This is a genomic window from Erythrobacter rubeus, assembly GCF_014705715.1.
In the GTDB taxonomy this organism is placed as follows: domain Bacteria; phylum Pseudomonadota; class Alphaproteobacteria; order Sphingomonadales; family Sphingomonadaceae; genus Erythrobacter; species Erythrobacter rubeus.
In genome coordinates, this window is record NZ_JACXLC010000001.1 from 1,432,242 (window position 1) to 1,456,000 (window position 23,759).

The 23,759-nt window shown below is 61.4% G+C and carries 27 protein-coding genes, 2 tRNA genes and 1 other RNA gene; 14 read left to right on the forward strand and 16 right to left on the reverse strand.

What is annotated here, in order from left to right:
* Positions 1-17: 17 nt before the first annotated feature.
* Both IB285_RS07000 and IB285_RS07005 read left to right on the forward strand, forming a co-directional pair.
* Positions 18-1,292 (forward strand): TrkH family potassium uptake protein, encoded by a 1,275-nt coding sequence (locus IB285_RS07000; RefSeq protein WP_328705906.1) that lies wholly within the window; start codon positions 18-20, stop codon positions 1,290-1,292.
* Positions 1,282-1,950 (forward strand): potassium channel family protein, encoded by a 669-nt coding sequence (locus IB285_RS07005; protein ID WP_190787502.1) that lies wholly within the window; start codon positions 1,282-1,284, stop codon positions 1,948-1,950. The genes IB285_RS07000 and IB285_RS07005 overlap by 11 nt, the downstream gene beginning before the upstream one ends.
* A gap of 12 nt (positions 1,951-1,962) precedes the next feature.
* Here the strand turns inward: IB285_RS07005 and thiE are convergent, their stop codons facing one another.
* Entirely contained in the window at positions 1,963-2,598 is a 636-nt protein-coding gene (gene thiE, locus IB285_RS07010; RefSeq protein ID WP_190787503.1) for a thiamine phosphate synthase, read from the reverse strand.
* Between the two features lie 150 nt (positions 2,599-2,748).
* On the opposite strand from thiE, the gene IB285_RS07015 reads away from it, so the two are divergent.
* Entirely contained in the window at positions 2,749-3,138 is a 390-nt protein-coding gene (locus IB285_RS07015; protein WP_190787504.1) for a hypothetical protein, read from the forward strand.
* Between the two features lie 19 nt (positions 3,139-3,157).
* On the opposite strand, the gene IB285_RS07020 is transcribed toward IB285_RS07015, so the two are convergent.
* Positions 3,158-4,048: a fructose bisphosphate aldolase gene (locus tag IB285_RS07020; RefSeq protein ID WP_190787505.1), complete on the reverse strand. Its 891-nt coding sequence runs from the start codon at positions 4,046-4,048 to the stop codon at positions 3,158-3,160.
* A 137-nt stretch (positions 4,049-4,185) separates the two neighbouring features.
* Between IB285_RS07020 and IB285_RS07025 the strand changes: the two genes are divergently transcribed.
* Positions 4,186-4,941 carry a flavodoxin family protein gene (locus IB285_RS07025; protein WP_190787506.1) on the forward strand — a complete coding sequence of 252 codons (756 nt, stop codon included), beginning with the start codon at positions 4,186-4,188 and terminating at the stop codon, positions 4,939-4,941.
* Between the two features lie 3 nt (positions 4,942-4,944).
* Here IB285_RS07025 and IB285_RS07030 read toward each other — a convergent pair whose 3' ends face one another.
* The 5 genes from IB285_RS07030 to tkt are packed head-to-tail and all read right to left on the reverse strand — an operon-like array spanning position 4,945 to position 10,094.
* On the reverse strand, positions 4,945-5,400 hold the full coding sequence (locus IB285_RS07030) for a PaaI family thioesterase (protein ID WP_190787507.1): 456 nt from the start codon (positions 5,398-5,400) through the stop codon (positions 4,945-4,947).
* 7 nt (positions 5,401-5,407) lie between these two features.
* Positions 5,408-5,833 (reverse strand): Cif family virulence factor, encoded by a 426-nt coding sequence (locus tag IB285_RS07035; protein ID WP_190787508.1) that lies wholly within the window; start codon positions 5,831-5,833, stop codon positions 5,408-5,410.
* 16 nt (positions 5,834-5,849) lie between these two features.
* Positions 5,850-7,049, reverse strand: a complete 1,200-nt coding sequence (locus IB285_RS07040; protein ID WP_190787509.1) for a phosphoglycerate kinase — start codon at positions 7,047-7,049, stop codon at positions 5,850-5,852.
* A 24-nt stretch (positions 7,050-7,073) separates the two neighbouring features.
* Entirely contained in the window at positions 7,074-8,081 is a 1,008-nt protein-coding gene (gene gap / locus IB285_RS07045) for a type I glyceraldehyde-3-phosphate dehydrogenase (protein ID WP_190787510.1), read from the reverse strand.
* A 15-nt stretch (positions 8,082-8,096) separates the two neighbouring features.
* Positions 8,097-10,094, reverse strand: coding sequence for a transketolase (gene tkt / locus IB285_RS07050; protein WP_190787511.1), 1,998 nt, complete (start codon positions 10,092-10,094; stop codon positions 8,097-8,099).
* A gap of 250 nt (positions 10,095-10,344) precedes the next feature.
* Here tkt and IB285_RS07055 point away from each other — a divergent pair, with 250 nt between their 5' ends.
* The 5 genes from IB285_RS07055 to IB285_RS07075 all read left to right on the forward strand — a co-directional run bounded on the left by IB285_RS07055 (position 10,345) and on the right by IB285_RS07075 (position 12,205).
* Positions 10,345-10,569 (forward strand): hypothetical protein, encoded by a 225-nt coding sequence (locus IB285_RS07055; protein ID WP_190787512.1) that lies wholly within the window; start codon positions 10,345-10,347, stop codon positions 10,567-10,569.
* Positions 10,570-10,579: 10 nt separating this feature from the next.
* Positions 10,580-11,071, forward strand: coding sequence for a cell division protein ZapA (locus IB285_RS07060; RefSeq protein ID WP_190787513.1), 492 nt, complete (start codon positions 10,580-10,582; stop codon positions 11,069-11,071).
* Positions 11,072-11,082: 11 nt separating this feature from the next.
* Positions 11,083-11,253: non-coding RNA, 6S RNA (ssrS, locus tag IB285_RS07065), on the forward strand.
* Positions 11,254-11,375: 122 nt separating this feature from the next.
* Positions 11,376-11,960, forward strand: a complete 585-nt coding sequence (locus tag IB285_RS07070) for a 5-formyltetrahydrofolate cyclo-ligase (RefSeq protein ID WP_190787514.1) — start codon at positions 11,376-11,378, stop codon at positions 11,958-11,960.
* Positions 11,960-12,205, forward strand: coding sequence for a DUF2842 domain-containing protein (locus IB285_RS07075; protein ID WP_190787515.1), 246 nt, complete (start codon positions 11,960-11,962; stop codon positions 12,203-12,205). The genes IB285_RS07070 and IB285_RS07075 overlap by 1 nt, the downstream gene beginning before the upstream one ends.
* Here IB285_RS07075 and IB285_RS07080 read toward each other — a convergent pair.
* From IB285_RS07080 to thyA, 7 genes are all read right to left on the reverse strand, one after another.
* A complete protein-coding gene (locus tag IB285_RS07080; protein WP_190787516.1) occupies positions 12,202-12,729 on the reverse strand; it encodes an SRPBCC family protein in 528 nt (175 codons plus the stop codon). The two genes, IB285_RS07075 and IB285_RS07080, sit on opposite strands and share 4 nt — an antisense overlap.
* Positions 12,722-13,054, reverse strand: a complete 333-nt coding sequence (locus tag IB285_RS07085; RefSeq protein ID WP_190787517.1) for an ArsR/SmtB family transcription factor — start codon at positions 13,052-13,054, stop codon at positions 12,722-12,724. The genes IB285_RS07080 and IB285_RS07085 overlap by 8 nt, the downstream gene beginning before the upstream one ends.
* A gap of 106 nt (positions 13,055-13,160) precedes the next feature.
* Positions 13,161-13,237 (reverse strand) — tRNA-Asp (locus IB285_RS07090).
* Between the two features lie 99 nt (positions 13,238-13,336).
* On the reverse strand, positions 13,337-14,638 hold the full coding sequence (locus IB285_RS07095) for a dihydrolipoamide acetyltransferase family protein (protein ID WP_190787518.1): 1,302 nt from the start codon (positions 14,636-14,638) through the stop codon (positions 13,337-13,339).
* A gap of 4 nt (positions 14,639-14,642) precedes the next feature.
* Positions 14,643-15,704 (reverse strand): alpha-ketoacid dehydrogenase subunit beta, encoded by a 1,062-nt coding sequence (locus IB285_RS07100; protein WP_190787519.1) that lies wholly within the window; start codon positions 15,702-15,704, stop codon positions 14,643-14,645.
* Positions 15,701-17,017 carry a thiamine pyrophosphate-dependent enzyme gene (locus IB285_RS07105; protein WP_190787520.1) on the reverse strand — a complete coding sequence of 439 codons (1,317 nt, stop codon included), beginning with the start codon at positions 17,015-17,017 and terminating at the stop codon, positions 15,701-15,703. The genes IB285_RS07100 and IB285_RS07105 overlap by 4 nt, the downstream gene beginning before the upstream one ends.
* A 130-nt stretch (positions 17,018-17,147) precedes the next feature.
* On the reverse strand, positions 17,148-18,116 hold the full coding sequence (gene thyA / locus IB285_RS07110) for a thymidylate synthase (RefSeq protein ID WP_190787521.1): 969 nt from the start codon (positions 18,114-18,116) through the stop codon (positions 17,148-17,150).
* 102 nt (positions 18,117-18,218) lie between these two features.
* Here thyA and IB285_RS07115 point away from each other — a divergent pair.
* A tRNA-Pro gene (locus IB285_RS07115) sits at positions 18,219-18,295 on the forward strand.
* Positions 18,296-18,304: 9 nt separating this feature from the next.
* On the opposite strand, the gene IB285_RS07120 is transcribed toward IB285_RS07115, so the two are convergent.
* The gene (locus IB285_RS07120; protein ID WP_190787522.1) at positions 18,305-18,760 is read right to left on the reverse strand and encodes a DUF3429 domain-containing protein; all 456 of its coding nucleotides are present in this window, start codon (positions 18,758-18,760) and stop codon (positions 18,305-18,307) included.
* A 77-nt stretch (positions 18,761-18,837) separates the two neighbouring features.
* Between IB285_RS07120 and IB285_RS07125 the strand changes: the two genes are divergently transcribed.
* The 3 genes from IB285_RS07125 to IB285_RS07135 all read left to right on the forward strand — a co-directional run bounded on the left by IB285_RS07125 (position 18,838) and on the right by IB285_RS07135 (position 21,438).
* On the forward strand, positions 18,838-19,611 hold the full coding sequence (locus IB285_RS07125; protein WP_190787523.1) for an SDR family NAD(P)-dependent oxidoreductase: 774 nt from the start codon (positions 18,838-18,840) through the stop codon (positions 19,609-19,611).
* 139 nt (positions 19,612-19,750) lie between these two features.
* Entirely contained in the window at positions 19,751-19,933 is a 183-nt protein-coding gene (locus IB285_RS07130; protein WP_190787524.1) for a YqaE/Pmp3 family membrane protein, read from the forward strand.
* Positions 19,934-20,082: 149 nt separating this feature from the next.
* Complete coding sequence (locus tag IB285_RS07135; protein ID WP_190787525.1) at positions 20,083-21,438, forward strand: ABC1 kinase family protein; 1,356 nt, start codon at positions 20,083-20,085, stop codon at positions 21,436-21,438.
* Here IB285_RS07135 and IB285_RS07140 read toward each other — a convergent pair.
* Positions 21,435-23,198, reverse strand: a complete 1,764-nt coding sequence (locus IB285_RS07140; protein ID WP_190787526.1) for a DUF885 domain-containing protein — start codon at positions 23,196-23,198, stop codon at positions 21,435-21,437. The two genes, IB285_RS07135 and IB285_RS07140, sit on opposite strands and share 4 nt — an antisense overlap.
* Before the next feature lie 65 nt (positions 23,199-23,263).
* On the opposite strand from IB285_RS07140, the gene IB285_RS07145 reads away from it, so the two are divergent.
* Entirely contained in the window at positions 23,264-23,725 is a 462-nt protein-coding gene (locus tag IB285_RS07145) for a low molecular weight protein-tyrosine-phosphatase (protein ID WP_190787527.1), read from the forward strand.
* The last annotated feature ends 34 nt before the right edge of the window (positions 23,726-23,759 follow it).

The following is a 23,759-nucleotide window of genomic DNA, read 5'->3' on the forward strand; positions in this document are numbered from 1 at the left end:
TTCTGTTCCTTGCGACGATTGCGCTGGGCACCCTCCTGCTCCTGCTACCGATTGCCCGCGCGGAAGAAGGCGGCGCGCCGTTCATGACCGCGCTTTTCACCGCGACTTCGGCAGTGGCAGTGACCGGCCTGATCGTCGTTGACACGCCGACCTATTGGACCGGTTTTGGTCAAGGGGTAATCTTGTTCCTGTTCCAGATCGGCGGCTTCGGCATCATGACCGCCGCCACGCTGCTGGGTCTCGTCGCGGGCCGCACATTCGGTTTGAAAGACCGCATGGCGACGCAGATCGAGCGCAGCCGACTCGATATTGGCGACGCCAAATCGGTGCTCAAACTCGTGCTCGCCATAACTCTGGTGGTCGAAGCAATCGTCACAGCGATCCTGACCCTCCGGCTGAGACTGGCCTACGATTACGATTGGGGATCGGCGCTTTGGAACGGCCTTTTTCAAGCTGTAAGCGCTTTCAACAACGCGGGGTTTTCGACTTATTCGGACAGCCTGATGGGTTTTCAAAGCGATGCAATCATCCTCGCACCCATCATGATCGCTGTTATTATCACCGCGCTCGGCTTCCCGGTCATGCAGGAATTGCGCGAGCGCCCTTTCGAATTCGAACGGTGGACGCTCCATTCTAAAATCACGGTGACGGGCACGGTCGTGCTCCTGCTTGCAGGCTGGCTCGGAATGATGGCTGCAGAATGGACCAATCCGGAAACGCTCGGACCAATGCAATTGGGCGAAAAGGCGCTCAATGCTGCGTTCCATTCGGTGATGCCGCGCACTGCCGGGTTCAACAGCCTCGACGTTGGTAGCTTCCGCGATGAAACGCTGATGGGCAATTACCTGCTCATGTTCATCGGAGGCGGCAGTGCCGGGACTGCTGGCGGTATCAAGATTACGACATTCGTGCTGATCCTGGCGATTGTCGTATCCGAAGTGCGCGGCCAGCGCGACGCCGTGTTGTTCGGTCGGCGTGTTCACCAGGACGTCGAACGTCAGGCGCTCTCCGTGGTGGTTCTAGCGCTGCTGCTCATCGCGGTTGCCACCTCGATCCTTCTTGCGATCACACCGCATTCTTTGCGCGATATCTTGTTTGAAACGGTCTCGGCGTTTTCGACCGTCGGTCTTTCCACCGGGATCACCGGCGAACTGCCCGTTCTTGGCCAGTTGGTCATCATCGTCCTGATGTTCGTAGGCCGGGTCGGAACAATCACCGTCGCAACGGCACTAGCGCTCGGAGCAGCGCGGCGCCCCTATCGCTATCCTGAGGAGAACCCCATTGTCGGCTGATAAACGCAAACCCATCCTCGTCATCGGATTGGGCCGGTTCGGCCAAGCGGTGGCGAAATCCCTGAAGCGTATGGGTCACGAGGTCCTGGGCGTCGATTGCAACCCGCAAAGCGTCCAGGCGATGGCAGATACGCTTACTCAATGTGTGGAAGCCGACACCACCGACACTGAAACGCTCCGCCGCTTGGGTGTCGAGGATTTCGAAGCGGCCGTCGTCGGGATCGGCAGCGATATCGAGGCGAGCGTGCTGACTACCCTCGCCCTGTCAGATCTCGGCGTGACGCAAATCTGGGCAAAAGCGGTCAATGACAACCACGGCCGCATTCTCGATCGCACAGGCGCGACGAACATCGTCTATCCCGAGGCACGCATGGGTGAACGCGTAGCGCATATCCTGAGCGGGAAGATGATCGACTACATCGAATTCGATGATGACTTCGCCATTGCCAAGCTGGCCGCGCCAAAGGACATCGCCGAAAAGACACTCGGTCAAAGCGCGATCAGGACGCATCACGGTATCACCGTAGTGGGTGTTAAAAGCCCGACCAAAGACTTCGAATACGCGCAGCCGCATACCATGATCGAGCTGGGTGATCTGCTGATCGTGTCGGGCACGCGGCAAAATGTCGAACGCTTCGTGGCCGCAGCAAGCGGTTGAGCGCGAAGCTGGTCAGGCGGAGCGGATCGCCTTGGTGAAAGCTTCGATGGCGGCGACCTCGTCGCCGTTCCAGACTGAGCCGGACACCGCGAGGAAATCGGCCCCCGCTGCGATCAGCTCTTTGCAATTATCGGGCGTAATGCCGCCAATCGCGACGCAGGGGATTTCGAACAGCGTGCTCCACCATTCGATGATGTCGGCGGTCGGGTGCTCTGCATCACCCTTGTCCTTGGTCATGCTGTCGAAGAACGCGCCGAAGGCGACGTAATCCGCGCCCGCTTCGCCCGCTTCCATCGCCAGATGTTTCGAGGCATGGCAGGTGACGCCGATCTGCGCCTCCCGGCCGAGCTCTTCGCGCACTTCCTTCGGATCGCCATCGTCCTGACCGAGATGAACCCCGTCGGCCTTTAGCCGTTTTGCCAGAGGCACGCTGTCATTGACGATAAACGCAACCTCGTGTTCGGCGCATATCGCCTGAAGCGGCGCGGCAAGGGCGGCCGCCTCGTGCTGATCCAGCCCCTTTACCCGGAACTGAAACGCGGTCACGACGCCCTTTCCGGCAGCCAGCGTACGTTCGAGCCGAGCAGGAAAATCTCCCGACACATCTGGCGGCGAGATCAGGTACAATTGGGTGGCGATTTCACTCATCCGCGCCCCATAGCGCGCAATGTCACGCGCGCCAATCGCTGCCAAACCGCGCACCTAAAACGGCTGACTGTCCCATGGTGAACCAATCGTAAACGACGGGCGATTTTCGGTTCGATCCGAGCTATAACTTCAGGGGAAGGAGCAGACCTGATGACCGCATTCATTCGCAGCGCGTTGGCCATGGCTGGCGCAGCGGCCCTCGCCGCATCAGCGACCGCGCAAGACAGCTATTACGCCGTTTACGACGTCGCCTTTTTCGAACGGGTCGCAGTGGGTGAAGTCGAGATCACGCCGTTCGGCATCATCGAGGAGTCACGTTGCACGGATAGGGAACTGTGCCGAAAGAACGACCGCCTGATCATCGCTGCGGTGCTGCATAGCGGCACAGCTGTGCGGGAGATCCCGCTCGTGCTGGGCAGAGCGACGCGTGTGCCGGGTGGATTCCTGCGCCTGACAAGAAGCGGTGCAGAGCCCGTCAGATACGGGGCAATCCCTCTTGGCCGCTACAGCCTCGATATCGAATATATTTCCGATTACTGATCGAGAACCAAATCGCCGATCAGCTGGCGACGCTGGCCTCGGCAATCTGACCGATGGCCTGGCTTAAAGTGCTGTCGAATTCCTCGTCCGACTGGCCTTTGCGCAGGTCCTGCAGCAGCCCGCGGCTGAAGCTGGCGATCATTCCGCTGTTCTTGGAGAGTTTCGCGCACGCTTCGTCGGTGGAAAAGCCACCCGAGAGCGCGACGACGCGCAGTACGTTGGGATGCTCGATCACCGGTTTGTAGTGATCGGGCTTAACCGGGATCGACAGCTTGAGCATCACTTCGCGGCCTTCCGGCAGGGCATCGAGATGCTCGAGGATTTCAGCGCGCAGCATCTCTTCGCCCTCAGCGCGATCGGCGGCGGTGATGTCGTATTCCGGCTCCAGCATGGGCATCAGACCAGCATCGGCAATCTGGTCGCCGACATCGAACTGTTGTTTCACGATCGCGGCGATACCGGCGGGATTGGCCGACTTGATGACGGACCGCATCTTGGTCCCGAACATGCCCATGCGCACCGACTTTTCAAGCAGAGCAGGTAGCTTGTCGAGCGGCTTCATCAGCTGGACGCCGTCTGCCTCGTCGGCAAGGCCCCGATCCACCTTGATGAACGGCACAATTCCCCGATCTTTCAGCGCATCTGCGGTCGGCTTGCCATCAACCATTCCGTCCATGGTTTTTTCGAACAGGATCGCGCCGATCACCTTCCCGCTGCCAAAGCACGGCGAGGTGATGACCCGGCTACGCATCGAGTGAATCTGGCCGAACATTTCATCATCGTTCGACCATTCGCTGTCCTCCACACCATATCCACGAAGCGCCTTCGGCGTCGAACCACCGGACTGGTCGAGCGCCGCGATAAAGCCCTGCCCGTTCCTGATCTTGGCGGTCATCTGTTCGGTGTTCATGGAGGTCCCCATCCTTGGTATTTCGATGCATGAAGTGGTCTCGCGCGCCTTACTAAGAGCGCCGGAGTACTGCAACATCGGACGCGGAAACAATCCTCTCTTGAGGCGTAAGTCTTTTGAAAAACGGAGGAAGTGCGATGCTCGATGAAACCCAGGAGCGGCTCTGCAAGGAGAACGAAACCGACTTCAGCGATCTCACCGCGCTGTTCATCAATTGCACGCTCAAATACAGCCCCGAGAAAAGCCATACCGAAACGCTGATCGACATGTCGGCTGCGATCATGCGCGAAACAGGGGTATCGGTCGAGCAGGTCCGCGCGGCGGATTACGACATCGCTTACGGCGTCTATCCGGACATGACCCAACACGGTGCGGCCAGCGATGAATGGCCTGCGCTCTGGGAAAAGGTCGAAGCCGCCGACATCCTTGTGCTCGGCACGCCGATCTGGCTGGGCGAGAAAAGCTCCGTGTGCCAGCTGATCATCGAAAAACTCTATGCCCATTCCGGCCAGCAGAACGATAAAGGTCAGTACATCTTTTACGGCAAGGTGGGCGGCTGCCTGGTCACCGGCAACGAGGACGGTATAAAGCATGTCGGCATGGGCGTGCTCTACGGCATGCAGCATGTTGGCTTCACCATCCCGCCGCAGGCCGATGCGGGCTGGATCGGCGAGGCCGGTCCGGGTGCGTCCTTCGGTGACGAGTTGGACGATGGGTCGCGCGCCGGGTTCGAGAACAGCTTCACCCGCCGCAACACGACCTTCATGACGTGGAACCTGATGCATCTCGCCAGAATGCTGAAAGATGCAGGCGGCATCCCGGCTTACGGCAATTCAAAGGAATTATGGGAGGACGGCTATCGTTTCGATGCGCCCAATCCCGAATATCGATAGCCGTTACGCCTTTTTTGAGAATTTCCGGATGATGCCGGTAAAGCTCAGCGCCGGCTTGCCGTCGCCGGTAACAAGACCGCGCACGAAGATCGTCTTGCCCCCGCCGCGGGTTACTTCGCCGCGCGCTTCAACCAGCGCTCCCGATTGAACCGCGCCCAGGAAATCGCCGGAGAGGTTCATGGTGACGGCATGCTCGCCTGACTTCAGCTCGTCATTGGCGATGGCGAACAGGGCGAAATCGGCAAAGGTGAGCAGGCACCCGCCGTGCATGAAGCCGCCTCCATTCATGTGCCGATCCTCGGCGCGAAAAGCGCTCAGATAAGAGCCGTCATCCTCGCGCCGCATGAAGAACGGGCCGGAGCGGCTTTCGTAAGGATCGTGGTCCCAGTGATGCCATCCGACAAACTCGCCCTCTGTGCAGACGACCGCACTGCCGTAACCTTCATCCTGTTCGCTCATACGCCCCTCACCTCCACAATTGCAGCTTGCGGATCCGGTGGTCGAGGTCGTCATCGCTGTTGGTAGGTGCGAGACTGCGTTCGGCCAGTTTCCAGCCCCCGATGCGGGCCTTGCGCCACAGGTCGGTAATGATGAAATCGCCCGACCAGTCTTTCGCGCCAAGCTTCAGTTCGAGCTGCGCTCCGGCAACATACCAGGCCAGCCTGCCATATTTGCGCACGAAGGATTCGCCCAGACGAAACCCGGTGCAGCGAAAGCCTTGTTCGATACCGGCGACGAAGCTTGGGCGGTCGAGCAGTTCGGGCGGCTTCGTGCCCAGCATCATCATGAAATCGCGCGTCGCCAGCTGGCGGATCGAACCGGCATCGCGGTGCATCCAGCTTTGCATGAAGTGAAGCTCGTTTGCCTCGATGATTGCAGCGATATTGGCCATAAGTCCTGTCCTGCGATCAGGCGCTGAGCGCCGCGACGCCCGGCAATTCCTTGCCTTCCATCCATTCCAGGAACGCGCCGCCTGCTGTCGAGATATAGGTCACGTCGTCGGTCACACCCGCTTGCGCCAGAGCTGCGACGGTATCGCCGCCGCCAGCCACGCTCGTCAGCGAGCCTTCCTGTGTGAGTGCAGCCGCGTGGCGCGCCAGAGCCATGGTCGCAGTGTCGAACGGTTCGGTTTCGAACGCGCCGAGCGGGCCGTTCCACACGAGAGTGCGGCAAGTCTTCAGAACATCGGCAAGCGCCTCGGTGGCCTGCGGACCGATATCCAGGATCATTTCGTCCTCCGCCACTTCGTGAACGTTGCAGGTGCGCAGGCTGTCCGGGTTCTCGGCGAATTCCTTCGCAACAACCACGTCATAAGGCAAATGGACCGTGCAGCCCGCGTGGTCTGCTTCATCCATGATCTTCGATGCGGTGTCGGCAAGGTCGTGCTCGCACAGAGACTTGCCGACATCCACGCCTCGTGCGGCGAGGAACGTGTTGGCCATGCCCCCGCCGATGATGAGGTGCTGCACCTTGCCGACGAGATTTTCGAGCACCGCAAGCTTGGTCGAAACCTTCGCCCCGCCAACAACCGCCGCGACAGGCTGCTCAGGGTTGCCGAGCGCTGCGTCGAGCGCTTTCAGCTCCTTTTCCATCGCGCGGCCTGCATAGGATGGCAGGTGGTGCGTGACGCCTTCTGTCGTCGCATGAGCCCGGTGGGCGGCGCTGAACGCGTCATTGACGTAGAAATCTCCATGCGCAGCAATCGCCTGCGCAAAGTTGGGATCGTTGTCCTCCTCGCCCGGCCAGAAGCGGGTGTTGTCGAGCAGGCCGATATCGCCGTCGCGCAGGATGCCGATCGACTGTTCGACCACCGGCCCAGCGACTTCGGGAATGAACATCAACTCCTTGCCCAGCACCTCTTCGACATCGCCCACGACCATGCTGGTCGAAAGCACCGACGACCTTTTGCCGCCCGGACGCCCGAAATGCGCAAGCAGAAGAACCTTCGCGCCCTTCTCCGACAATTCGAGGATCGTCGGCTTGACCGCTTCGACGCGCGTGACGTCGGTCGCCGAACCGTCCTTCATCGGCAGGTTCAGGTCGACCCGGACGAGCGCGACCTTGCCGGTTACGTCGCCGAGATCGTCGAGCGTCTTGAAAGCAGCCATGGCGAAAGTCTCCCTTGCGTTGGCTTAGAGGAACTTCGCCATCACGCCCGCAGTGTCGATCATGCGGTTCGAGAAGCCCCATTCGTTGTCGTACCACGACACAACGCGGGCAAGCTTGCCTTCCATCACGCTGGTTTCGAGGCTGTCGATGGTCGAGCTCGCCGGGTGGTGGTTGAAGTCCGAGGAAACGAGCGGTTCGTCGGTGTAGTCGAGCACGCCCTTCATCGCGCCGTCCGCGGCAGCCTTGAGCGCTGCGTTCAGCTCATCGGCGCTGGTATCGCGCTTGGGCTGGAACACCAGATCGACGAGACTGACATTCGGAGTCGGCACGCGGACCGAAGAGCCATCGAGCTTGCCTGCCAGCTCTGGCAGGACGAGGCCGACAGCGCGGGCTGCGCCGGTAGTCGTCGGGATCATGTTCTGCGCACCGCCGCGCGCACGGCGCATGTCGGAATGCATCTGATCGAGCATACGCTGATCGTTTGTGTAGGAATGGATCGTGGTCATGAAACCGCGCTCGATGCCCACGGTGTCGTGCAGCACTTTCGCAACCGGCGACAGGCAGTTCGTCGTGCAGCTGGCATTGGAGACGATCACGTCCTCTGCGGTCAGCACATCGTGGTTGACCCCGTACACGATGGTCGCCGACACGTTCTTGGCCGGCGCCGAGATCAGCACGCGTTTCGCGCCCGCTTTGAGATGCGGCTCTGCGGCTTCGTGGCTCTGGAAGAAACCGGTGCACTCCAGCACGATATCGACGCCCTGATCGCCGTGCGGGAGGTTGCCCGGATCACGTTCGGAGGTGACCGCGATTGACTTGCCATCGACCACGATGGCGCCGTCCTTCACATCCACCGATCCGGGGAAGCGCCCGTGAGTGGAATCGTATTTGAACAGCAGCGCGTTGGCATTGGTGTCAGCCAGATCGTTGATCGAAACCAGTTCGAGATCGTGATCGCTCCGCTCCAGGATCGCGCGCGCGACAAGACGTCCAATGCGGCCGAAACCGTTGATGGCGACTTTGGTGGCCATGAAAGAAACTCCTGCTTATGTGTTCAATTTGTTCTGGATTTGCGGAACGATCGCGTCCGCTGTGAAACCGAAATGGGAGAAGAGATCGCTCGCCGGGGCCGATGCGCCGAAGCTGTCGATCCCGATATTGAGGCCGCCGCAGCCCGTATAGCGTTCCCAGCCCAGCGTACTTCCCGCCTCGATGGAAACGATGAGCGCGTCTGCGGGAAGGATATCGGCGCGGTAATCCTCGTCCTGCTGGTCGAAGAGTTCGGCGCACACCATCGATACGACATCGACGCCAACGCCGTCTTGCTCCAGCCGATCGGCGCATTCCACCGCGAGCGACACCTCGCTGCCCGATGCTACGATCACGACCTTGCGATCCGCGCTCGCGGCGCGCATCCGGTAGCCGCCCTTGGCGCTGCGATTGGTCTCGCCCGACCAGTCGGCATCGCCCTCCCCGCGAAGCTGTGGAAGCCCCTGCCGCGACAGCGCGAGCACCGATGGCGTATGCGGCGTCTGCAAAGCAAGCGCCCAGCACTCCGCCGTCTCGATCGTGTCGCAGGGGCGGTAGACATTGAGGTTCGGCACAAGGCGCAGGCTCATGACCTGCTCGACCGGTTGGTGCGTCGGGCCATCTTCGCCCAGCCCGATGCTGTCATGCGTCATCACATAGACAACGCCGACCTTTTGCAGCGCCGACAGGCGGATCGCGTTGCGGCAGTAGTCGGAGAAAATCAGGAACGTCCCGCCATACGGGACGACCCCGCCATGCAGCGCCATGCCGTTCATCGCCGCGGCCATGCCGAATTCGCGGATGCCGTAATAGACGTAGCGACCCGAATAATCGTCCGCCGTGAAAGGCGCCGTTGCCGATGTCTTGGTGTTGTTCGACCCGGTGAGATCGGCAGAGCCGCCGATCAGGTGCCGGATGTTCTCCGTAAGCGGCTCGAGCGCCATTTCAGAAGCCTTGCGCGTCGCCACTTTCTGCGGGTCCGCCGCAAGCGTCTGGATGTGCGCGGTGACCGCAGCAGACGCGCTGTCGCCAACGCCGTCCATGCGCTTCTCAAATTGATCCTTCAGCTCCGATCCGGCAAGCCGGTTCTGCCATTCTCCATTGGCCTCGCGCCCGGCATCACCAGTCGCCCGCCAGTCGGCAAGAATATCTCCAGGCACTTCAAACGGCTCAGCATCCCAGCCAAGCGCCTCGCGCGCACCGGCGATTTCCTCGGGGCCCAGAGGCGCGCCGTGGGTGGCGGCGGTGCCCTGCTTGTTCGGGGCGCCCTTGCCGATAATCGTCCGGCAGGCGACGAGCGAGGGGCGTTCGTCCGCTTTCGCTTCTTCGAGAGCGCGGTCGATATCATCGAAATCGTGACCGTCGCACGAGACGACATGCCATCCGGTCGCTTCGTAGCGGGCCTTTATATCTTCGCTGGTCGAGAGGTCGGCCGGGCCATCGATGGTGATGTTGTTGTCATCCCACAGCACGATAAGCCGCCCAAGATGCAAGTGCCCGGCAAGACCGATCGCCTCGTGGTTGATGCCTTCCATCAGGCATCCGTCACCGGCGACGACCCACGTGCGGTGGTCGACGAGACCATCGCCGAATTCCGCATTCAGATGACGCTCCGCCATCGCCATGCCAACCGCCATTGCGAGACCTTGACCCAGCGGCCCGGTGGTGCATTCGACACCTTCGAGCAGGAAGTTTTCCGGATGCCCCGCGCACGGGCTGCCGAGTTGGCGAAAATTGCGGATTTCCTCCATCGTCGGGCGAGCGTAGCCGGACAGGTGCAGCAGGCTGTAGATCAGCATCGATCCGTGCCCGGCAGACAGCACGAAGCGGTCCCGGTCGGCCCAGTCGGGACGCGACGGATCGAACTTCAGGTGGTTCTGGAACAGCACCGATGCGACATCGGCCATGCCCATCGGCATACCGGGGTGGCCCGAATTGGCGGCCTGTACCGCGTCCATCGAAAGCGCGCGAATGGCGTTGGCCATGTCTTGCAAGCGGGCGGTATCAATCGTCATGCGGCTCGGGTGCCTCCTGCTGGCGTGCGGCGGTGAGATGTTCCGTGCCGCTCGGACTACGACCGCGGGTCCGGTCGATTCGATCCATTATGCGATGCCATTGCCGAGCCCTATTGTGAGGTCAAGCGGTCCCCGCCAGCGTCCGCCACTTGCTCCCCAATTGGCAATGCTGATTTGCGGCCAAGAGCACTTATCAACAGGCGCCGGCAAAGCTTTGCGCGGCAAGGGCAATCTTGGTATTTATCGCGCCATGGGCGAGAGCCGGATCGTATCCGCCATGACGCGTATCGACGCCGCTTTGCAGCGGATCGCCTCTGCGCGCTCGGCGATTTCGGAAAGCTCCGGTAATCGCGGGAGCGGCGACGGCACCAACGTCAAGATTCTCGCTCTGGTTAACGCACACGAAAAACTGCGCGAGGAAGTCGCTGAAACCGTGAGCGAACTCGACGCGGTCATCGCCGATCTCGAAAGGTGACGATACTGGCATGAGCGAAGTTACCCTGACCGTCGGCCCGAAATCCTACACCATCATCTGCGCCGATGGCGAAGAAGAACACATCATGAAGCTCGGCGCGATGATCGAGGAGCGGTATGCGAAGCTCGGCAATGCGCGCACGCCGCAAGAGGCGCAGAACCTGCTGTTCGCCGCACTTTTCCTCGCCGACGAGCTGGCGGAGGCACGCAAAAGCGCCAAAAAGTCGAGCGAAAATGTCGAGCATGAGAAAGCGCGATCGGGCGGTAAGAAAGCGGAACTTCGCGCCGAAATCGAAACGCTGACCAAGGCCGAAGCGCGCGCCCGCGAAGAGGTGAAGGACCTGAAAGCTCAGCTCGCCGAAATGCGCGAGGCCGCCAGCCACCAGCACGATCTGTTCGGCGCGCCCTCCGTCAGCGATGAAATCATCGAGAAGCTGGAAACACTCGCTACCCGCGCCGAAGAGACCGCCACTGCGCTTGAAGAGGTGAGCGGAGCGTCCTAAGTTATGCGATGGCGGGGCTGCCCGGCACGAGCCGATTGAACATCCCTGAGGCTATAAGCAATCCATCGGGAGCTGTCCCTGCTCTGGAACACGGGTTCGTCCTGGGAACCGGGGCATACGGCGCCCACCTGACGTTTTCGCGTCAGTGGATTTCTCTGGCAACGACCCATGGTGGTCCCGTCATCATTTGTTGGCCTCAAGCGCCGGCGTTCGCATTCGCTCACTTGGCTTTCCTCGCTCACTGCGACCTGAAGGTCGCGTCGCTGCGGGCGCCCGGTCGGGCTTGCGGCCATTCGGGCCGAAGATGAAAGCTAGCGTGATCTCGAAAACGACACTTCGAAAAAATTTGCGAAAGATGCGGCGCGAACATGTGGCGGCGCAGCCTGATGCTATTCGCGCGCTGCTGTTTCACAGGCCGCCTGCGCCGCTGCTCGCGAAAATTGGCGATGATGCGGTGATTGGTCTCTATTCAGCCAATGCCGATGAGGCCCCCGCAGGTGGGTATGCGAAGTTCTTTCATGAGCGAGGGCACGCAATCGCCCTGCCCGCCTTCACGGATCAACGCGCCACGATGACATTCCGCGAGCACACCGATCCCTTTGGCGAAGGCGATCTCGAAGCCGGACCGTTCGATATTGCGCAGCCGCGCCCCGATGCGCGCGAAGTCTTGCCCGATGTGTTGTTTGTTCCGCTGATCGGTTTCACCGCTTCGGGCGAACGGCTTGGTCAGGGCGGCGGCCATTACGATCGCTGGCTCGCGGAACATCCCGGCCGGATCGCGATTGGTCTCGCGTGGGACGCGCAGCTTTGCGATGCCCTGCCTACCGAACCGCACGATATCGCGCTCGACGCGGTGATAACGCCAACCAGGATGTACGGGATCAGCTGATGCGAGAAACACCGACATGGCGCATACCGGCGGGGATCATCGGCCTGTTCGTATTCCTGATCGCCTATGGAGTGATCATAGCCCGCTACGCGCCGGACATTATCGGAGGCTGGCCCGGTTGGGCGCAAACCGTCATCTACCTCGTGCTCGGCCTCATCTGGCTACTGCCGCTGCGCCGGTTCCTGATCTGGATGGAAACGGGCCGCTGGTCGCCGCCCGCTGAACCCGGCCCCGACGCAAGCTAAACTCGCGCCGCATATTCTTTCTCAAGCTGACCGTCGCGCGCCCAGAAATCGGACTTGCGCGGGCCGTTCACGACTTCGCAGAGAAGATCGAAATGGCCATGCCATCCCGCAAGGACGCCGACCAACATATCGCGTCCGGCAAGGCCCGTATGAACGAGGTGCAATTCGGTCTTCCCGCCATCCGTTTCGCGTAGGGTGATGTCCACGGTGCTTTCGCCCTCACCCTCCGCTTCGAACCAGGTGAAGACCAGACGGTGCGGCGGGCAGTATTCGATGATCCTGCCGCGATGCGTGGCGATTTCTTCGGAGGCGTACTTTTCCGGCGGGTCTCGGTCCGATAGACGCCGGTGATCGAATTCGAACACGATCTCACCGCCCGCGTGGTCGTCGGTCGAACCGCCGCAAAACCACAATTTTCGCTTTTCGCCATCCACAAGGAATTCCCAGACCCGCGCCGGTGCCGCATCGAATATGCGTGTGAATTCGACCTGTGCCGGGCCGGTTTGCCTGCCGTAATCACTCATCGTCCTGCTCCCTGATGGCCGCATCCAGCGCATCGAGCCGGTCATTCCAGAATGCGCTGTATTTCTGGGTCCAGTCGCGCGCGGCAAGGAGAGCTTCGGGTCGCAGCCTGCAAACCCGCTCCCGCCCGCGCTTCTCCCGCGTCAGCAACCCTGCCTGTTCGAGCACACCGATATGCTTGGATGCTCCCGCCAGCGTCATGTCGAGCGGCTCGGCCAGATCGCCGATCGTGCGTTCACCGCGGCTCAGCTCCTGGATCATCCGCAGCCGCGTGGGCTCTCCGAGAGCGCGAAAGACCGTGTCGATGCTCGCGTTACTATCAACCATATGGTTTAGTATTTCAGCGGGACGCGGAAAAGTCAACCAGATGGTTTACAATAGTGCCAGCTAGGAACCGGAACGAGGCGATCGGATTTTGAGGAAAATCCCCAAGTGGCGCGAGTGACGGGACTTGAACCCGCGACCTTCGGCGTGACAGGCCGACACTCTAACCAACTGAGCTACACCCGCGCAGCCACTTGGGAGCCGCGCAAATAGGGCCGCGTGCAAATGCTGTCAACGGCCCTCTTCGCGAAAACTCGAACTTTATTGTGTCATCGAATTTTGCGCTCAATCCGACAGCAGCAGAACCGGAGTTTCGATCAGCTTTTTCATTTCCTGAATGAAGCTTGCCGCGTCGTATCCATCGACCACGCGGTGATCGCAGCTGATCGAGATGTTCATTAGCTTGCGCTTCTCGATCCGCTCCTGCCCGTCCGGTCCGGTAACGAACATCGGGCGCTCGATAATGCGGTTCGGTCCGATAATGGCGACTTCCGGGCGGTTGATCACCGGGGTCGTTGCAACGCCGCCCAGCGGGCCGAGTGAAGTTACGGTCAGGGTCGATCCGGACAGCTCATCCGACTTTGCCGATCCATCGCGCGCTGCCTCTGCCAGGCGGGCGATCTCACGCGCAAGCTGCCAGATGTTGCGGCTCTGCGCGTCTTTGATGACCGGCACCATCAGGCCGTTATCGGTCTGCGCGGCCATTCCGAGATGCACTGCGCCGTGGCGCGTCACGACATTCGCCTCGTCATCGTAGCGCGCATTGATCATCGGATAATCCGGGATCAGCTTGCAGATCGCGGTGACTAGCAATGGCAGCATCGTCAGCTTCGGCTTTTCGCCGCGCGCGCTGTTCAGGTCGGCGCGCATCCGTTCCATCTCGTTGACATCGCATTCCTCGACATAAGTGAAATGCGGGATGTTGCGCTTCGACGCGCTCATGTTCTGCGCGATCCGCTTGCGCAGGCCGATGACCTTGATCGCTTCGTCCTCGCGGGTCGCGCCCGCCGGAGCGAACCCTCCGCCCGCATTGTAGGACAGGAACTGGTCGAGATCGCCGTGGCGCACGCGGCCATCTTCCGCAGCCTTCACATCGGCCAGATTGACCCCGAGTTCGCGGGCGCGTTTGCGCACGGCCGGGCTCGCAAGCACCTTTGCGCTCGGCGAAGGCTCCGGGGCGGGAGCGACCGGCTGCGGCGGCGCGGGCTCTGGGTCTGCTTCCATCGCATCATCCGCATCGGAGGCGTCGGGATTTTCGACCTCGATCCGCGCTTCAACCTCTTCGCTGACCGGAGCGGGCGCCGGTTCGGGAGCGGATTCTTCCTCCACATCGTCGGGCACTTCGCCCTCTACTTCGACGACAAGCAGCATCGATCCGACTGCGATCACGTCGCCGACTTCACCGGCCACCTCGATAACCTTGCCTTCGACCGGGCTTTCGATGTCGATCGTCGCCTTGTCGGTCATCACGTCGACCAGATGCTGGTCTTCGCTGACGGTGTCGCCGACCTTGACCTGCCATTCGACGATCTCAGCCTCGGCGACGCCTTCGCCCACGTCGGGCATGTTGAATGTGAACTTGGCCATCGGGTCAGTCCTTCAGAATTGTATCGAGTGCTTCGCCGATGCGAACGGGGCCTGGGAAATAGGCCCATTCGAGGCTGTGCGGATAGGGCGTGTCGAAGCCGGTGACGCGTTCGACCGGTGCTTCGAGATGATAAAAACAGCGTTCGGTGACGAGCGCAGAAAGCTCCGCGCCGAACCCGCTGGTGCGGGTCGCCTCGTGCACGATCAGGCAGCGGCCGGTCTTCTTGACCGATTCCTCGATTGCCTCGATGTCGAGCGGGACGAGCGTACGCAGGTCGAGGATTTCGGCATCCACACCCTTCTCGCGGCACACGGCCTCTGCCACGTGGACCATCGTGCCGTAGGTCAGCACCGTGAGCGCTTCGCCTTCGGTGACCGTGCGCGCCTTGCCGAGCGGGATCTTGTAATACCCCTCCGGCACCGCGGCATCCTTGTGCTTTTTCCACGGCTCGACCGGCTTGTCGTAATAGCCCGAGAACGGGCCGTTATAGATGCGCTTCGGTTCGAAGAAGATCACCGGGTCGTTGTCTTCGATGCAGGAAATCAGCAGGCCCTTGGCGTCGTGAGGCGTTGCCGGGATCACGGTTTTCAGACCGGCGACGTGGGTAAAAATGCTTTCCGGGCTCTGCGAGTGCGTTTGCCCGCCGAAAATCCCTCCGCCAAAGGGCGAGCGGACCGTCATTGGCGCGATATACTCGGTGGCCGAGCGATAGCGCAGCCGCGCCGCTTCGGAAATCAGCTGGTCGAGGCCCGGATAGATGTAATCGGCGAACTGGATCTCCGGCACTGGACGCAGGCCGTATGCGCCCATGCCCACGGCGACACCGATGATGCCGCATTCGCTGATCGGCGTGTCGAACACGCGGGTCTTGCCGTGCTTTTCCTGAAGACCCGCGGTGCAGCGGAACACGCCGCCGAAATATCCGACATCCTCGCCCATCACGATCACGTCGTCATCACGCTCCAGCATGATGTCGAGCGCTTCGTTGATCGCCTCGATCATGTTGATCCGGCGTTCTTCGGTCTCGTCTGCCTGCGGTTTGGTTGTTTCGGTTTGAGCGTTCATTTGCCCGCTCCATCCTTGGGGTGCTTGTCCGGCCATTTCGTTTCGCGTTCGCGGGTCGCCTGCGCGGCCTGTTCTTCGAGATGCCAGGGCAGCTCTTCGAACACGTCTTCGAACATGGTGTGGAAGGGATGGTGGAGGCCGTGACCCAGAATGCCGTTCTTTTCGGCTTCCTTGGTGACCGCTTTCACCTCTTCGGCGCAGCGCTGATCCATTGCCGCTTGGCGATCCTCGTCCCACTCGCCGATCGCGATGAGGTGTTTCTTGAGCCGCATGACCGGATCGCCCAACGGCCATTCCTCGCGTTCCTGGGCGCTCCTGTAACCGGAGGGATCATCCGATGTGGAATGCCCCTCAGCGCGGTAGGTGAAGTATTCGATCAGCGTCGGCCCCTGATTGGCCCTCGCCCGGTTCGCTGCCCATCTCTGCGCGGCATAGCAAGCAAGCGCATCGTTCCCATCGACCCTCAGGCCGGCAAGGCCATATCCGAGAGCACGCGCGGCAAAAGTCGTACGCTCTGACCCTGCAAAACCGGAGAAGCTCGAAATCGCCCACTGGTTGTTTATAACGTTGAGGATAACCGGTGCATTATAAACGGTCGCAAAGGTGCAGGCGCTGTGGAAATCGCCCTCTGCGGTCGAGCCCTCGCCCACCCATGTCGCGGCGATCCGGCTGTCGCCCTTGATCGCGCTCGCCATCGCCCAGCCAACCGCCTGAGGTGTCTGCGTGGCGAGGTTGCCCGAGATGCTGAAAAAGCTGTGCTCGCGGCTCGAATACATGATCGGCAGTTGGCGGCCTTTGAGCTTGTCGCCTTTGTTCGAATAGATCTGGTTGATCATCTCGATCAGGGGATAGCCGCGCGCGATCAGGATGCCCTGCTGGCGATAGCTGGGGAACACCATATCGTCCGAAGCAAGCGCCATCGAAGCGGCAACGCTGGTCGCCTCTTCGCCGGTACACTTCATATAAAACGACGTCTTGCCCTGCCGCTGACCGCGAAACATGCGTTCATCGAAAGCCCGGACCATCGCCATGTGGCCGAGCATGGTGCGCAGGGTTTCGGGATCGAGTTTCGGGTCCCACGGACCGTGCGCCTTGTCATCGTCGCCAAGCACGCGCACGAGCCCGTAGGCGAGATCCTTCATATCTTCGGGCTTGGCGCTTTCATCGGGGCGCGGCTGGGCACCGGGCTCGCCAATGTCGACATCGTTGAAATTCACCGGGTCGCCGGGGCGCGAGCGCGGCTCTGGCACGTGCAGTGCGAGCGCAGGCCGGTTGTCGCCGGATTTGGAGTTCGTATCGGCCGCTTCGGCCATAAGGGTGCTCTCCCATCGAGGGTACGCAGACATTGGCGAAATGCAGCGGCCAAAGACCCGCCGCAGCGCACATTCCAGCGCTAGGGAATAGCGGTTATGTCAGGCTTTACCCACCGTCAAGCGGGCCGGATCAAACCGCAACAGGAGCCTTGATCGGCGGCTGCGGCGCGTAATCATGCACCACGAAATCCTCGATTTTGTAATCGAAAATTGTTTCTGGCTTTCTGGTGATTTCCAAGGTGGGGTTGCCTGATGGCTCGCGCGCAAGCTGTTCGGTGATCAAATGCTCGTGATTGAGATAAAGGTGAACATCGCCGCCCATCCATATCAGTTCGCCCGGCTCCAGATCGGTCTGCTGCGCCATCATCCGGGTCAGCAGCGCCGCCGACCAGAGATTGAACGGCAGGCCGAGCGCGACATCGCAGCTACGCTGATAGAGCATGCAGTTGAGCCGGTTTCCTGCAACGTGGAACTGGTAGGTCTTGTGACAGGGAGGCAAAGCCATGCGGTCCAGCTCCGCCACGTTCCAACCTTCGATAATGTGGCGGCGGCTGCCCGGATTGTTCCGCAGGCTCTCGATCACCTGCGCGACCTGATTGATCCCCTCACCGCGCTCGTACAGCCCATCCTTGCGATAGCGATAGGTCGGCCAATCGACCCATTGCTTGCCATAGACCGGGCCAAGGTCGCCCCAGCGCTTCGCAAAATCTTCGTCATCGGCGATACGCTGCACGAAATCGCCTAGCGCGATATCCTCGCCCGTCTCCTTGACGTAGCGGGCATGCGGCCATTCGTTCCAGATCTTCACGCCCTGAAGCACCAGCGGGCGAATGTTGGTCTCGCCCGTCAGGAACCACAGCATCTCGCGGGTGGCCGTCTTCCAGTAAACCCGCTTCGTCGTGAGTAGGGGCATCGCGCCGCCGCCAAGATCGTAGCGCAGCATCGCCCCTGCAATCGAGCGCGTACCGACGCCCGTCCGATCGGCCCGTTCGCTGCCTGTCTCCCAGATCTGGCGCATCAGATCGAGATATTGCCACTCCGGGTGGCCGGGACCGTGCAGCTTGGAGGGAATCGTATCAGGTGTGTGAAGCGTCGCCATGGGCGAAACTATACGCGGCAATTGCCTGCTTGCCACCCCGGCCATCCACACTTATAGGCGCGCCCCTAACTCGCAGAGCCGTCGCGCTCCGCGGTCACGAGTCGGGAAGTAGCTCAGCCTGGTAGAGCACCGTCTTCGGGAGGCGGGGGCCGGAGGTTCGAATCCTCTCTTCCCGACCATTCTCGCCTTCAGACAATCGCCTCGGCAACGAAGCCCAGCAGGATCGTCAGGGTGCCCAAGCCCACCGACAGCTGCACGCGCAAGCGCATGAAATCCTTCGCCGCGTAACCGAGCGCGCGGTCGACCAGCGGCGATGCGAGGATCAGCGCGCCAAGATAGATGAGTGCCGGCCCCGGCCAGTCCCATCCGAAACTCCATGGCAGAAACAATGCGACCGCAAGCAGGCTGGGCATGACGGCGAGCAGATAGGAGCCTGCCCCGCCCTTTCCGCTGGCGATCGCCTGCCCCCACCAGACGCCACCGAGAAAACTGAAGATCGCCGCGGCGTAGGCGTACCCGCCCGAAAGCGCAGAAAAACGGTACTCGCTGCCGCTTACGGCGAGCGCAAGGCAAATGATCTGCGGGAGCAATCCGGCATATCCCAGCCAGCGCGATGCCGGGGTGAGCGAGGTTTTTCCGTCCATGCCTGCTCAATCGCGCGGATACCGGCGTGGTTCCCGCGCGCTTGCTCAGCTGCTGCCTTTAAGGCACGGCTGCTCGCATGGACCTGTTCGATCTCACCGGCCGCGTCGCGGTCATCACTGGCGGCAATGGCGGCCTTGGACTTGGAATGGCGCGGGGGCTGGTGAAGGCCGGCGCGAATGTCGCGATCTGGGCGCGCAACGAAGAGAAGAATGCGAAGGCGCTGCTGGAACTCCAGTCGATCGGCCGGGCAGAGGTAAAGACGCTTATCTGCGATGTCGCCGAAGAAACCCAGATCGAAGATGCGATGGGCGCGACCCTCGACACGTTCGGGCGCGTCGATGCGTGCTTTGCCAATGCCGGTCGCAGCGGATCGGGCGCCGGTGTCCCGGACATGACCGAGGCAGGCTGGGACGCTGTCATGGCGGTCAATGCGCGCGGCCCCGCCCTCACCTACAAGCATGTGACCCGCCACATGATCGAACGCGCGAAAAACGGTGATCCGGGCGGAAAGCTGATCGCGACCAGCTCCGGCCAGTCGATCATGGGCGTCAACCGAAGTTCCGATTATGCGGCGTCCAAGGCGGCGATCAACGGCCTGACGCGCGGCGCGGCATTCGAACTTGCGCGCCACAAGATCACCGCCAATGCCCTGCTGTTCGGCTATTACGAAACGGATATCACCGCCGCAGCTGATCCGAAGTTTGCAGCATGGATGGAAAAGCGCATTCCGCTGCGCCGTCCGGGCGATCACGAGGGGTTGGAAGGTCTGGCAGTGTTCTGGGCATCACCGCATAGCGATTACATCACGGGGCAATGCCTGCCTGTCGATGGCGGGCTCTGCATAAGCTGACCAACCCCACGCAAACGCAGAGACAAGCAATTGGTTCCAAAGGTTTTTTCGGAACGATCGAGCACCCACACCCGTTGAGTGAGCAAACGACGACGCGAATTGGCGTCACATGTCCAATCAAATTTAGGAGCCCCGCTCAATGCTCGAACTTATTGCACTGATCGCCACCATCCTTCTTCCGCCACTCGGCGTTGCACTGAAGAAGGGTCTTGGAACAGACTTCATCATCAACCTGATCCTGACGCTGCTGTTCTTCATCCCCGGCCTGATCCACGCCGTGTATGTGAACTACATCGCAGGCGGAACACGCGCCATCGCGTAAGCCGACCAACACATTCTCTCGACGATTATCGAGCGGCCCGGGCCCGGAGGTTCTCTCCGGGCCCGCGTCGTTTGTGCTTTGGACCCGCGGGATCATTCCCGGGTTCGCGTCGTTGGTGTATGGGATCACAAAGGACACCACCGAGAAACATGGCCGACAAATCCGACCGTTCACGCGAACGCTCAGTTCCTTCCGGACGCATCTCGCGCTTCGCCAGCTTCGGCAGGCTCGCCAGCGGGGTGGCCGGCGGGATGATGGCGGAAGGCGCCCGGCGCCTGCGCACCGGTGACAGCCTCTCGGCGCGCGACCTGATCCTGACGCCAGGCAATGTGCAGCGCATGGCCGATCGCCTGTCGCATCTACGCGGCGCGGCGATGAAGATGGGGCAAATGATCTCGATGGATTCGGGCGATTTCCTGCCGAAGGAACTCGCCGACATCCTCGCCACCCTGCGTGACCAGGCGAATTTCATGCCCGCGCGTCAGCTCGACAAGGTGCTGAAAGAGGAATGGGGCAATGATTGGCGCAAACAGTTCCGCTGGTTCAACCCGCGCCCCATCGCGGCCGCTTCGATCGGGCAGGTGCACAAGGCGCTGACCCGCGATGGGCAGGAACTGGCAATCAAGGTCCAGTATCCGGGCGTCGCGCAAAGCATCGACAGCGATGTCGATAATGTGATGACGCTGCTGCGTGTTGCCGGGTTTGCCCCGCCCGAGCTCGAAATCGACAAACTGCTTGCCGCTGCCAAACAACAATTGCACGAAGAAGCCGATTATGAGCGCGAGGGCGCCCAGATGGCGCTCTACCGGGAGAAGCTCGCCGATACGCCCGGGTTCGTGGTTCCAACGCTGCATGAAGGGCTGACGCGCGAGCGCATTCTGGCGATGAGTTTCGAGGAAGGCGTCTCGATCGAGGCGCTCGCCCAGGAAACCGACGAACGCCGCGATGAAGTTATGAGCAGGCTGATGAAGCTGGTCGCGCGCGAGCTCTTCGAATTCGGCGTCATGCAGACCGATCCGAACTTCGCGAACTACTTGTTCCGGCCCAAGAGCGGCGACATAGTCGTGCTCGATTTCGGCGCATGCCGCGATGTCGATCCGGATGTGAGTAACGCCTATCGCCGTCTGCTCGAAGCCGGGCTCGCAGGCGACCGCGACAAGGTCCGCGAGGAAACCATCGCCGCCGGTTTCATGCTGCCGGTCGTCGCCGAGAAATACCGCGAGCGGGTCGACCGGATGATCGACATCGTGGTCGGCGAAATGCGCGAGGACAAACCGTTCGACTTCGGCGACCGCGCCTTCGTCCCGCTCCTGCGCGAAGAGGGTTGGGAAATCGCGCAGGACAAGGAAACCTGGGCCTTCCCGCCTGTCGAAACGCTGTTCGTGCAGCGCAAGGTTTCCGGCACGGCGCTGCTCGGCGCGAGGCTGAAAGCGCAGGTGAACGTGCGCCGGATTACCGAAGAGGTGCTCGCATCGACCGAGCCGATGCAGGCTAAGGCGGCTTAACCCGCGCTCTGCTGCTCGGCGATCCAGCGATCGACATATTCTTCCAGCACTGAAAGCGGAATGGAGCCGTTCTCAAGAACGGTGTCGTGGAAGGCACGCAGATCGAAATCGGCACCCAGGGCCGCTTCTGCAAGCTCGCGCAGTTCGCGGATCTTGAGCTCGCCGATCTTGTAAGCAAGCGCCTGCCCCGGCCAGGTCATGTAGCGATTGACCTCGGCATCGATATTGCCCGGTGAAAGCGCGGTGTTGTCGAGCATGAAGTCGACCGCCTGCTGTTTCGACCAGCCCTTCGAATGGATGCCGGTATCGACCACCAACCGCGCCGCGCGCCACATCTCATAAGATAGGCGGCCCATTTCCTTTGCGGGCGTATCGTAGAGGCCCATCTCGATCCCGAGCCGTTCGGAATACAGTCCCCACCCCTCGACGAAGGCGGTGAAGAAAGTGCCGTTGGCGCGCAGTGGGTGGATATCGAGTTCCTGCTGGATCGATATCTGGTGATGGTGCCCCGGCACCGCTTCATGCACACCAAGCGCGGGCAATTCCCACAGCGGACGCTGGTCGAGCTCGGTGAGGTTGAGTCGGTAGATACCCGCCTGTCCGGTTTCGAGCGAACCCGGTTCGTAATAGGCAGTCGTGTTGCCCGGCGCGTTCGCAGCGGGGATCGGAAGGACCGTATAGGGCTGGCGCGGCAGACGACCGAACAGCTTCGGCATCCAGCCATCGATCTCCTTCGCCAGCGCCTGCGTATAGCGCAGATACTCGCCTTCGTCGGTCATGTAATATTGCGGATCGGTACGCAGATGCTCGATGAAGGCCTCGCGCGTGTCGAAGCCCGCCTCGGTCGCGGTTTCACCCATTTCGGCGCGGATGCGCGCGACTTCCGACAGCCCAAGCTCGTGCACCTCGTCCGGCGTCATGTCGGTCGTGGTAAAGCTGCGAACGCGGTAGGCGTAATAGTCCTCGCCACCCGGCGTCGCGAGAATGCCAGGAGTGCCGGTGCGGCAATTGGGTTCGTATTCCGCCCTGTAGAAGCTCAGGAACCGCTCGTAGGCCGGGAAGACCGACCCTTCGAGCGCGGCGCGCGCCTCGGCCTTCAGCCTCTCCCAATCTTCTTCGGAGATGGACGCAGGCTTGTCGCCGGCAAATGGCTGCCAGAATGGCGAGGTGGTGTAGTCCTCAGCGATCTGCTGAGCGATGCGGGCGTCAAGGCCTTCCATCGGCTCGCACGGCTGCGTCAATCCGCGCGCGACGGCTTCGCGGCTACGCTCGATCCCTTGCGCATTCATGCGGTCAAACTCTGTCAGTCTTCCGACATAGCTTTCGTAATCGGCCAGCGTGAACAGAGGCGAACTATAGGGGAGCGAAGCGAAGCCGGAGAACCAGCCACCGCGATTGGTAAAAAGGATGTAGCGATCGTGATCGAACTGCGCGCTCGCAAGCTGATCTTCGAAGCTGCTTTTGAGGATCGCGTAATCGACCTGCAGCTCGGCGGGCAGCTGCTCCGCATCGATTGCGTTCAGCCGGGCGAGGTATCCGCGCGTCTGTTCGATCTGGCGCTCATATTCTTCCAGCGACAGATCACCCAACTTCCCGTCGCCGCGCCGGTCGCCAACACTGGTGGCGAGCTGCGGCGAAGCATCGAGCGCCGCCTGCCAGACTTCCTCGCGCAGCTCCTCGTAATCCTCCTGCGGCCCGGCCCATGCAGGGGCGGTCAAAGTGGTTGTGGCAAGGGCGATGGCGGCAAAGATCGGACGCATGATTGTCTCCCGTTTGGTGCATTCCATATTGCCTCGGCCACGCGCGGTCCAGTAGGATGCGTACCATGCCCAAACCCGCGCTGCTGTTCGTCTGCCTCGGCAATATCTGCCGCTCACCCTTGGCGGAGGGAGCGATGCGCCGTGCAGCTTCCGATGCGGGGCTCGACGTCGTTATCGATAGCTGCGGCACAGCGTCGTATCACATCGACTCCCCGCCCGATCCGCGTTCGGTCGAGACGGCGGCAGCGAACGGCATCGACATATCGGGCCTGCGCGGGCGGCAGCTCGTGCGCGAGGACTTTGCCCGCTTCACGCACATCTTCGGGATGGACCACCAGAATCTGCGCAATATCGAAGCGGTTCGCCCCGAAGGCTCCACCACGCATGTCTCGCTGCTGATGGACATGGTTCCGGGCCGCGAAGGCGCGGCCATTTCCGACCCGTATTATGATGGTGAGGATCAGTTCGACGAAACCTGGCAAGATGTCTGGGCGGCCGCTCAAGCGCTGGTGGAGCAACTGCGCTAGGCGCGCTTGCCGAATGGCGAGCCGCCAAAGCTGC

Excerpts from the sequence above, each read along its gene's own strand:
- thiE (WP_190787503.1), bottom strand. The coding sequence starts at position 2,598 with ATGAGTGAAATCGCCACCCAATTGTACCTGATCTCGCCGCCAGATGTG.
- IB285_RS07015 (WP_190787504.1), top strand. The coding sequence starts at position 2,749 with ATGACCGCATTCATTCGCAGCGCGTTGGCCATGGCTGGCGCAGCGGCC.
- IB285_RS07020 (WP_190787505.1), bottom strand. The coding sequence starts at position 4,048 with ATGAACACCGAACAGATGACCGCCAAGATCAGGAACGGGCAGGGCTTT.
- IB285_RS07025 (WP_190787506.1), top strand. The coding sequence starts at position 4,186 with ATGCTCGATGAAACCCAGGAGCGGCTCTGCAAGGAGAACGAAACCGAC.
- IB285_RS07030 (WP_190787507.1), bottom strand. The coding sequence starts at position 5,400 with ATGAGCGAACAGGATGAAGGTTACGGCAGTGCGGTCGTCTGCACAGAG.
- IB285_RS07035 (WP_190787508.1), bottom strand. The coding sequence starts at position 5,833 with ATGGCCAATATCGCTGCAATCATCGAGGCAAACGAGCTTCACTTCATG.
- IB285_RS07040 (WP_190787509.1), bottom strand. The coding sequence starts at position 7,049 with ATGGCTGCTTTCAAGACGCTCGACGATCTCGGCGACGTAACCGGCAAG.
- gap (WP_190787510.1), bottom strand. The coding sequence starts at position 8,081 with ATGGCCACCAAAGTCGCCATCAACGGTTTCGGCCGCATTGGACGTCTT.
- tkt (WP_190787511.1), bottom strand. The coding sequence starts at position 10,094 with ATGACGATTGATACCGCCCGCTTGCAAGACATGGCCAACGCCATTCGC.
- IB285_RS07055 (WP_190787512.1), top strand. The coding sequence starts at position 10,345 with ATGGGCGAGAGCCGGATCGTATCCGCCATGACGCGTATCGACGCCGCT.
- IB285_RS07060 (WP_190787513.1), top strand. The coding sequence starts at position 10,580 with ATGAGCGAAGTTACCCTGACCGTCGGCCCGAAATCCTACACCATCATC.
- IB285_RS07070 (WP_190787514.1), top strand. The coding sequence starts at position 11,376 with ATGAAAGCTAGCGTGATCTCGAAAACGACACTTCGAAAAAATTTGCGA.
- IB285_RS07075 (WP_190787515.1), top strand. The coding sequence starts at position 11,960 with ATGCGAGAAACACCGACATGGCGCATACCGGCGGGGATCATCGGCCTG.
- IB285_RS07080 (WP_190787516.1), bottom strand. The coding sequence starts at position 12,729 with ATGAGTGATTACGGCAGGCAAACCGGCCCGGCACAGGTCGAATTCACA.
- IB285_RS07085 (WP_190787517.1), bottom strand. The coding sequence starts at position 13,054 with ATGGTTGATAGTAACGCGAGCATCGACACGGTCTTTCGCGCTCTCGGA.
- IB285_RS07095 (WP_190787518.1), bottom strand. The coding sequence starts at position 14,638 with ATGGCCAAGTTCACATTCAACATGCCCGACGTGGGCGAAGGCGTCGCC.
- IB285_RS07100 (WP_190787519.1), bottom strand. The coding sequence starts at position 15,704 with ATGAACGCTCAAACCGAAACAACCAAACCGCAGGCAGACGAGACCGAA.
- IB285_RS07105 (WP_190787520.1), bottom strand. The coding sequence starts at position 17,017 with ATGGCCGAAGCGGCCGATACGAACTCCAAATCCGGCGACAACCGGCCT.
- thyA (WP_190787521.1), bottom strand. The coding sequence starts at position 18,116 with ATGGCGACGCTTCACACACCTGATACGATTCCCTCCAAGCTGCACGGT.
- IB285_RS07120 (WP_190787522.1), bottom strand. The coding sequence starts at position 18,760 with ATGGACGGAAAAACCTCGCTCACCCCGGCATCGCGCTGGCTGGGATAT.
- IB285_RS07125 (WP_190787523.1), top strand. The coding sequence starts at position 18,838 with ATGGACCTGTTCGATCTCACCGGCCGCGTCGCGGTCATCACTGGCGGC.
- IB285_RS07130 (WP_190787524.1), top strand. The coding sequence starts at position 19,751 with ATGCTCGAACTTATTGCACTGATCGCCACCATCCTTCTTCCGCCACTC.
- IB285_RS07135 (WP_190787525.1), top strand. The coding sequence starts at position 20,083 with ATGGCCGACAAATCCGACCGTTCACGCGAACGCTCAGTTCCTTCCGGA.
- IB285_RS07140 (WP_190787526.1), bottom strand. The coding sequence starts at position 23,198 with ATGCGTCCGATCTTTGCCGCCATCGCCCTTGCCACAACCACTTTGACC.
- IB285_RS07145 (WP_190787527.1), top strand. The coding sequence starts at position 23,264 with ATGCCCAAACCCGCGCTGCTGTTCGTCTGCCTCGGCAATATCTGCCGC.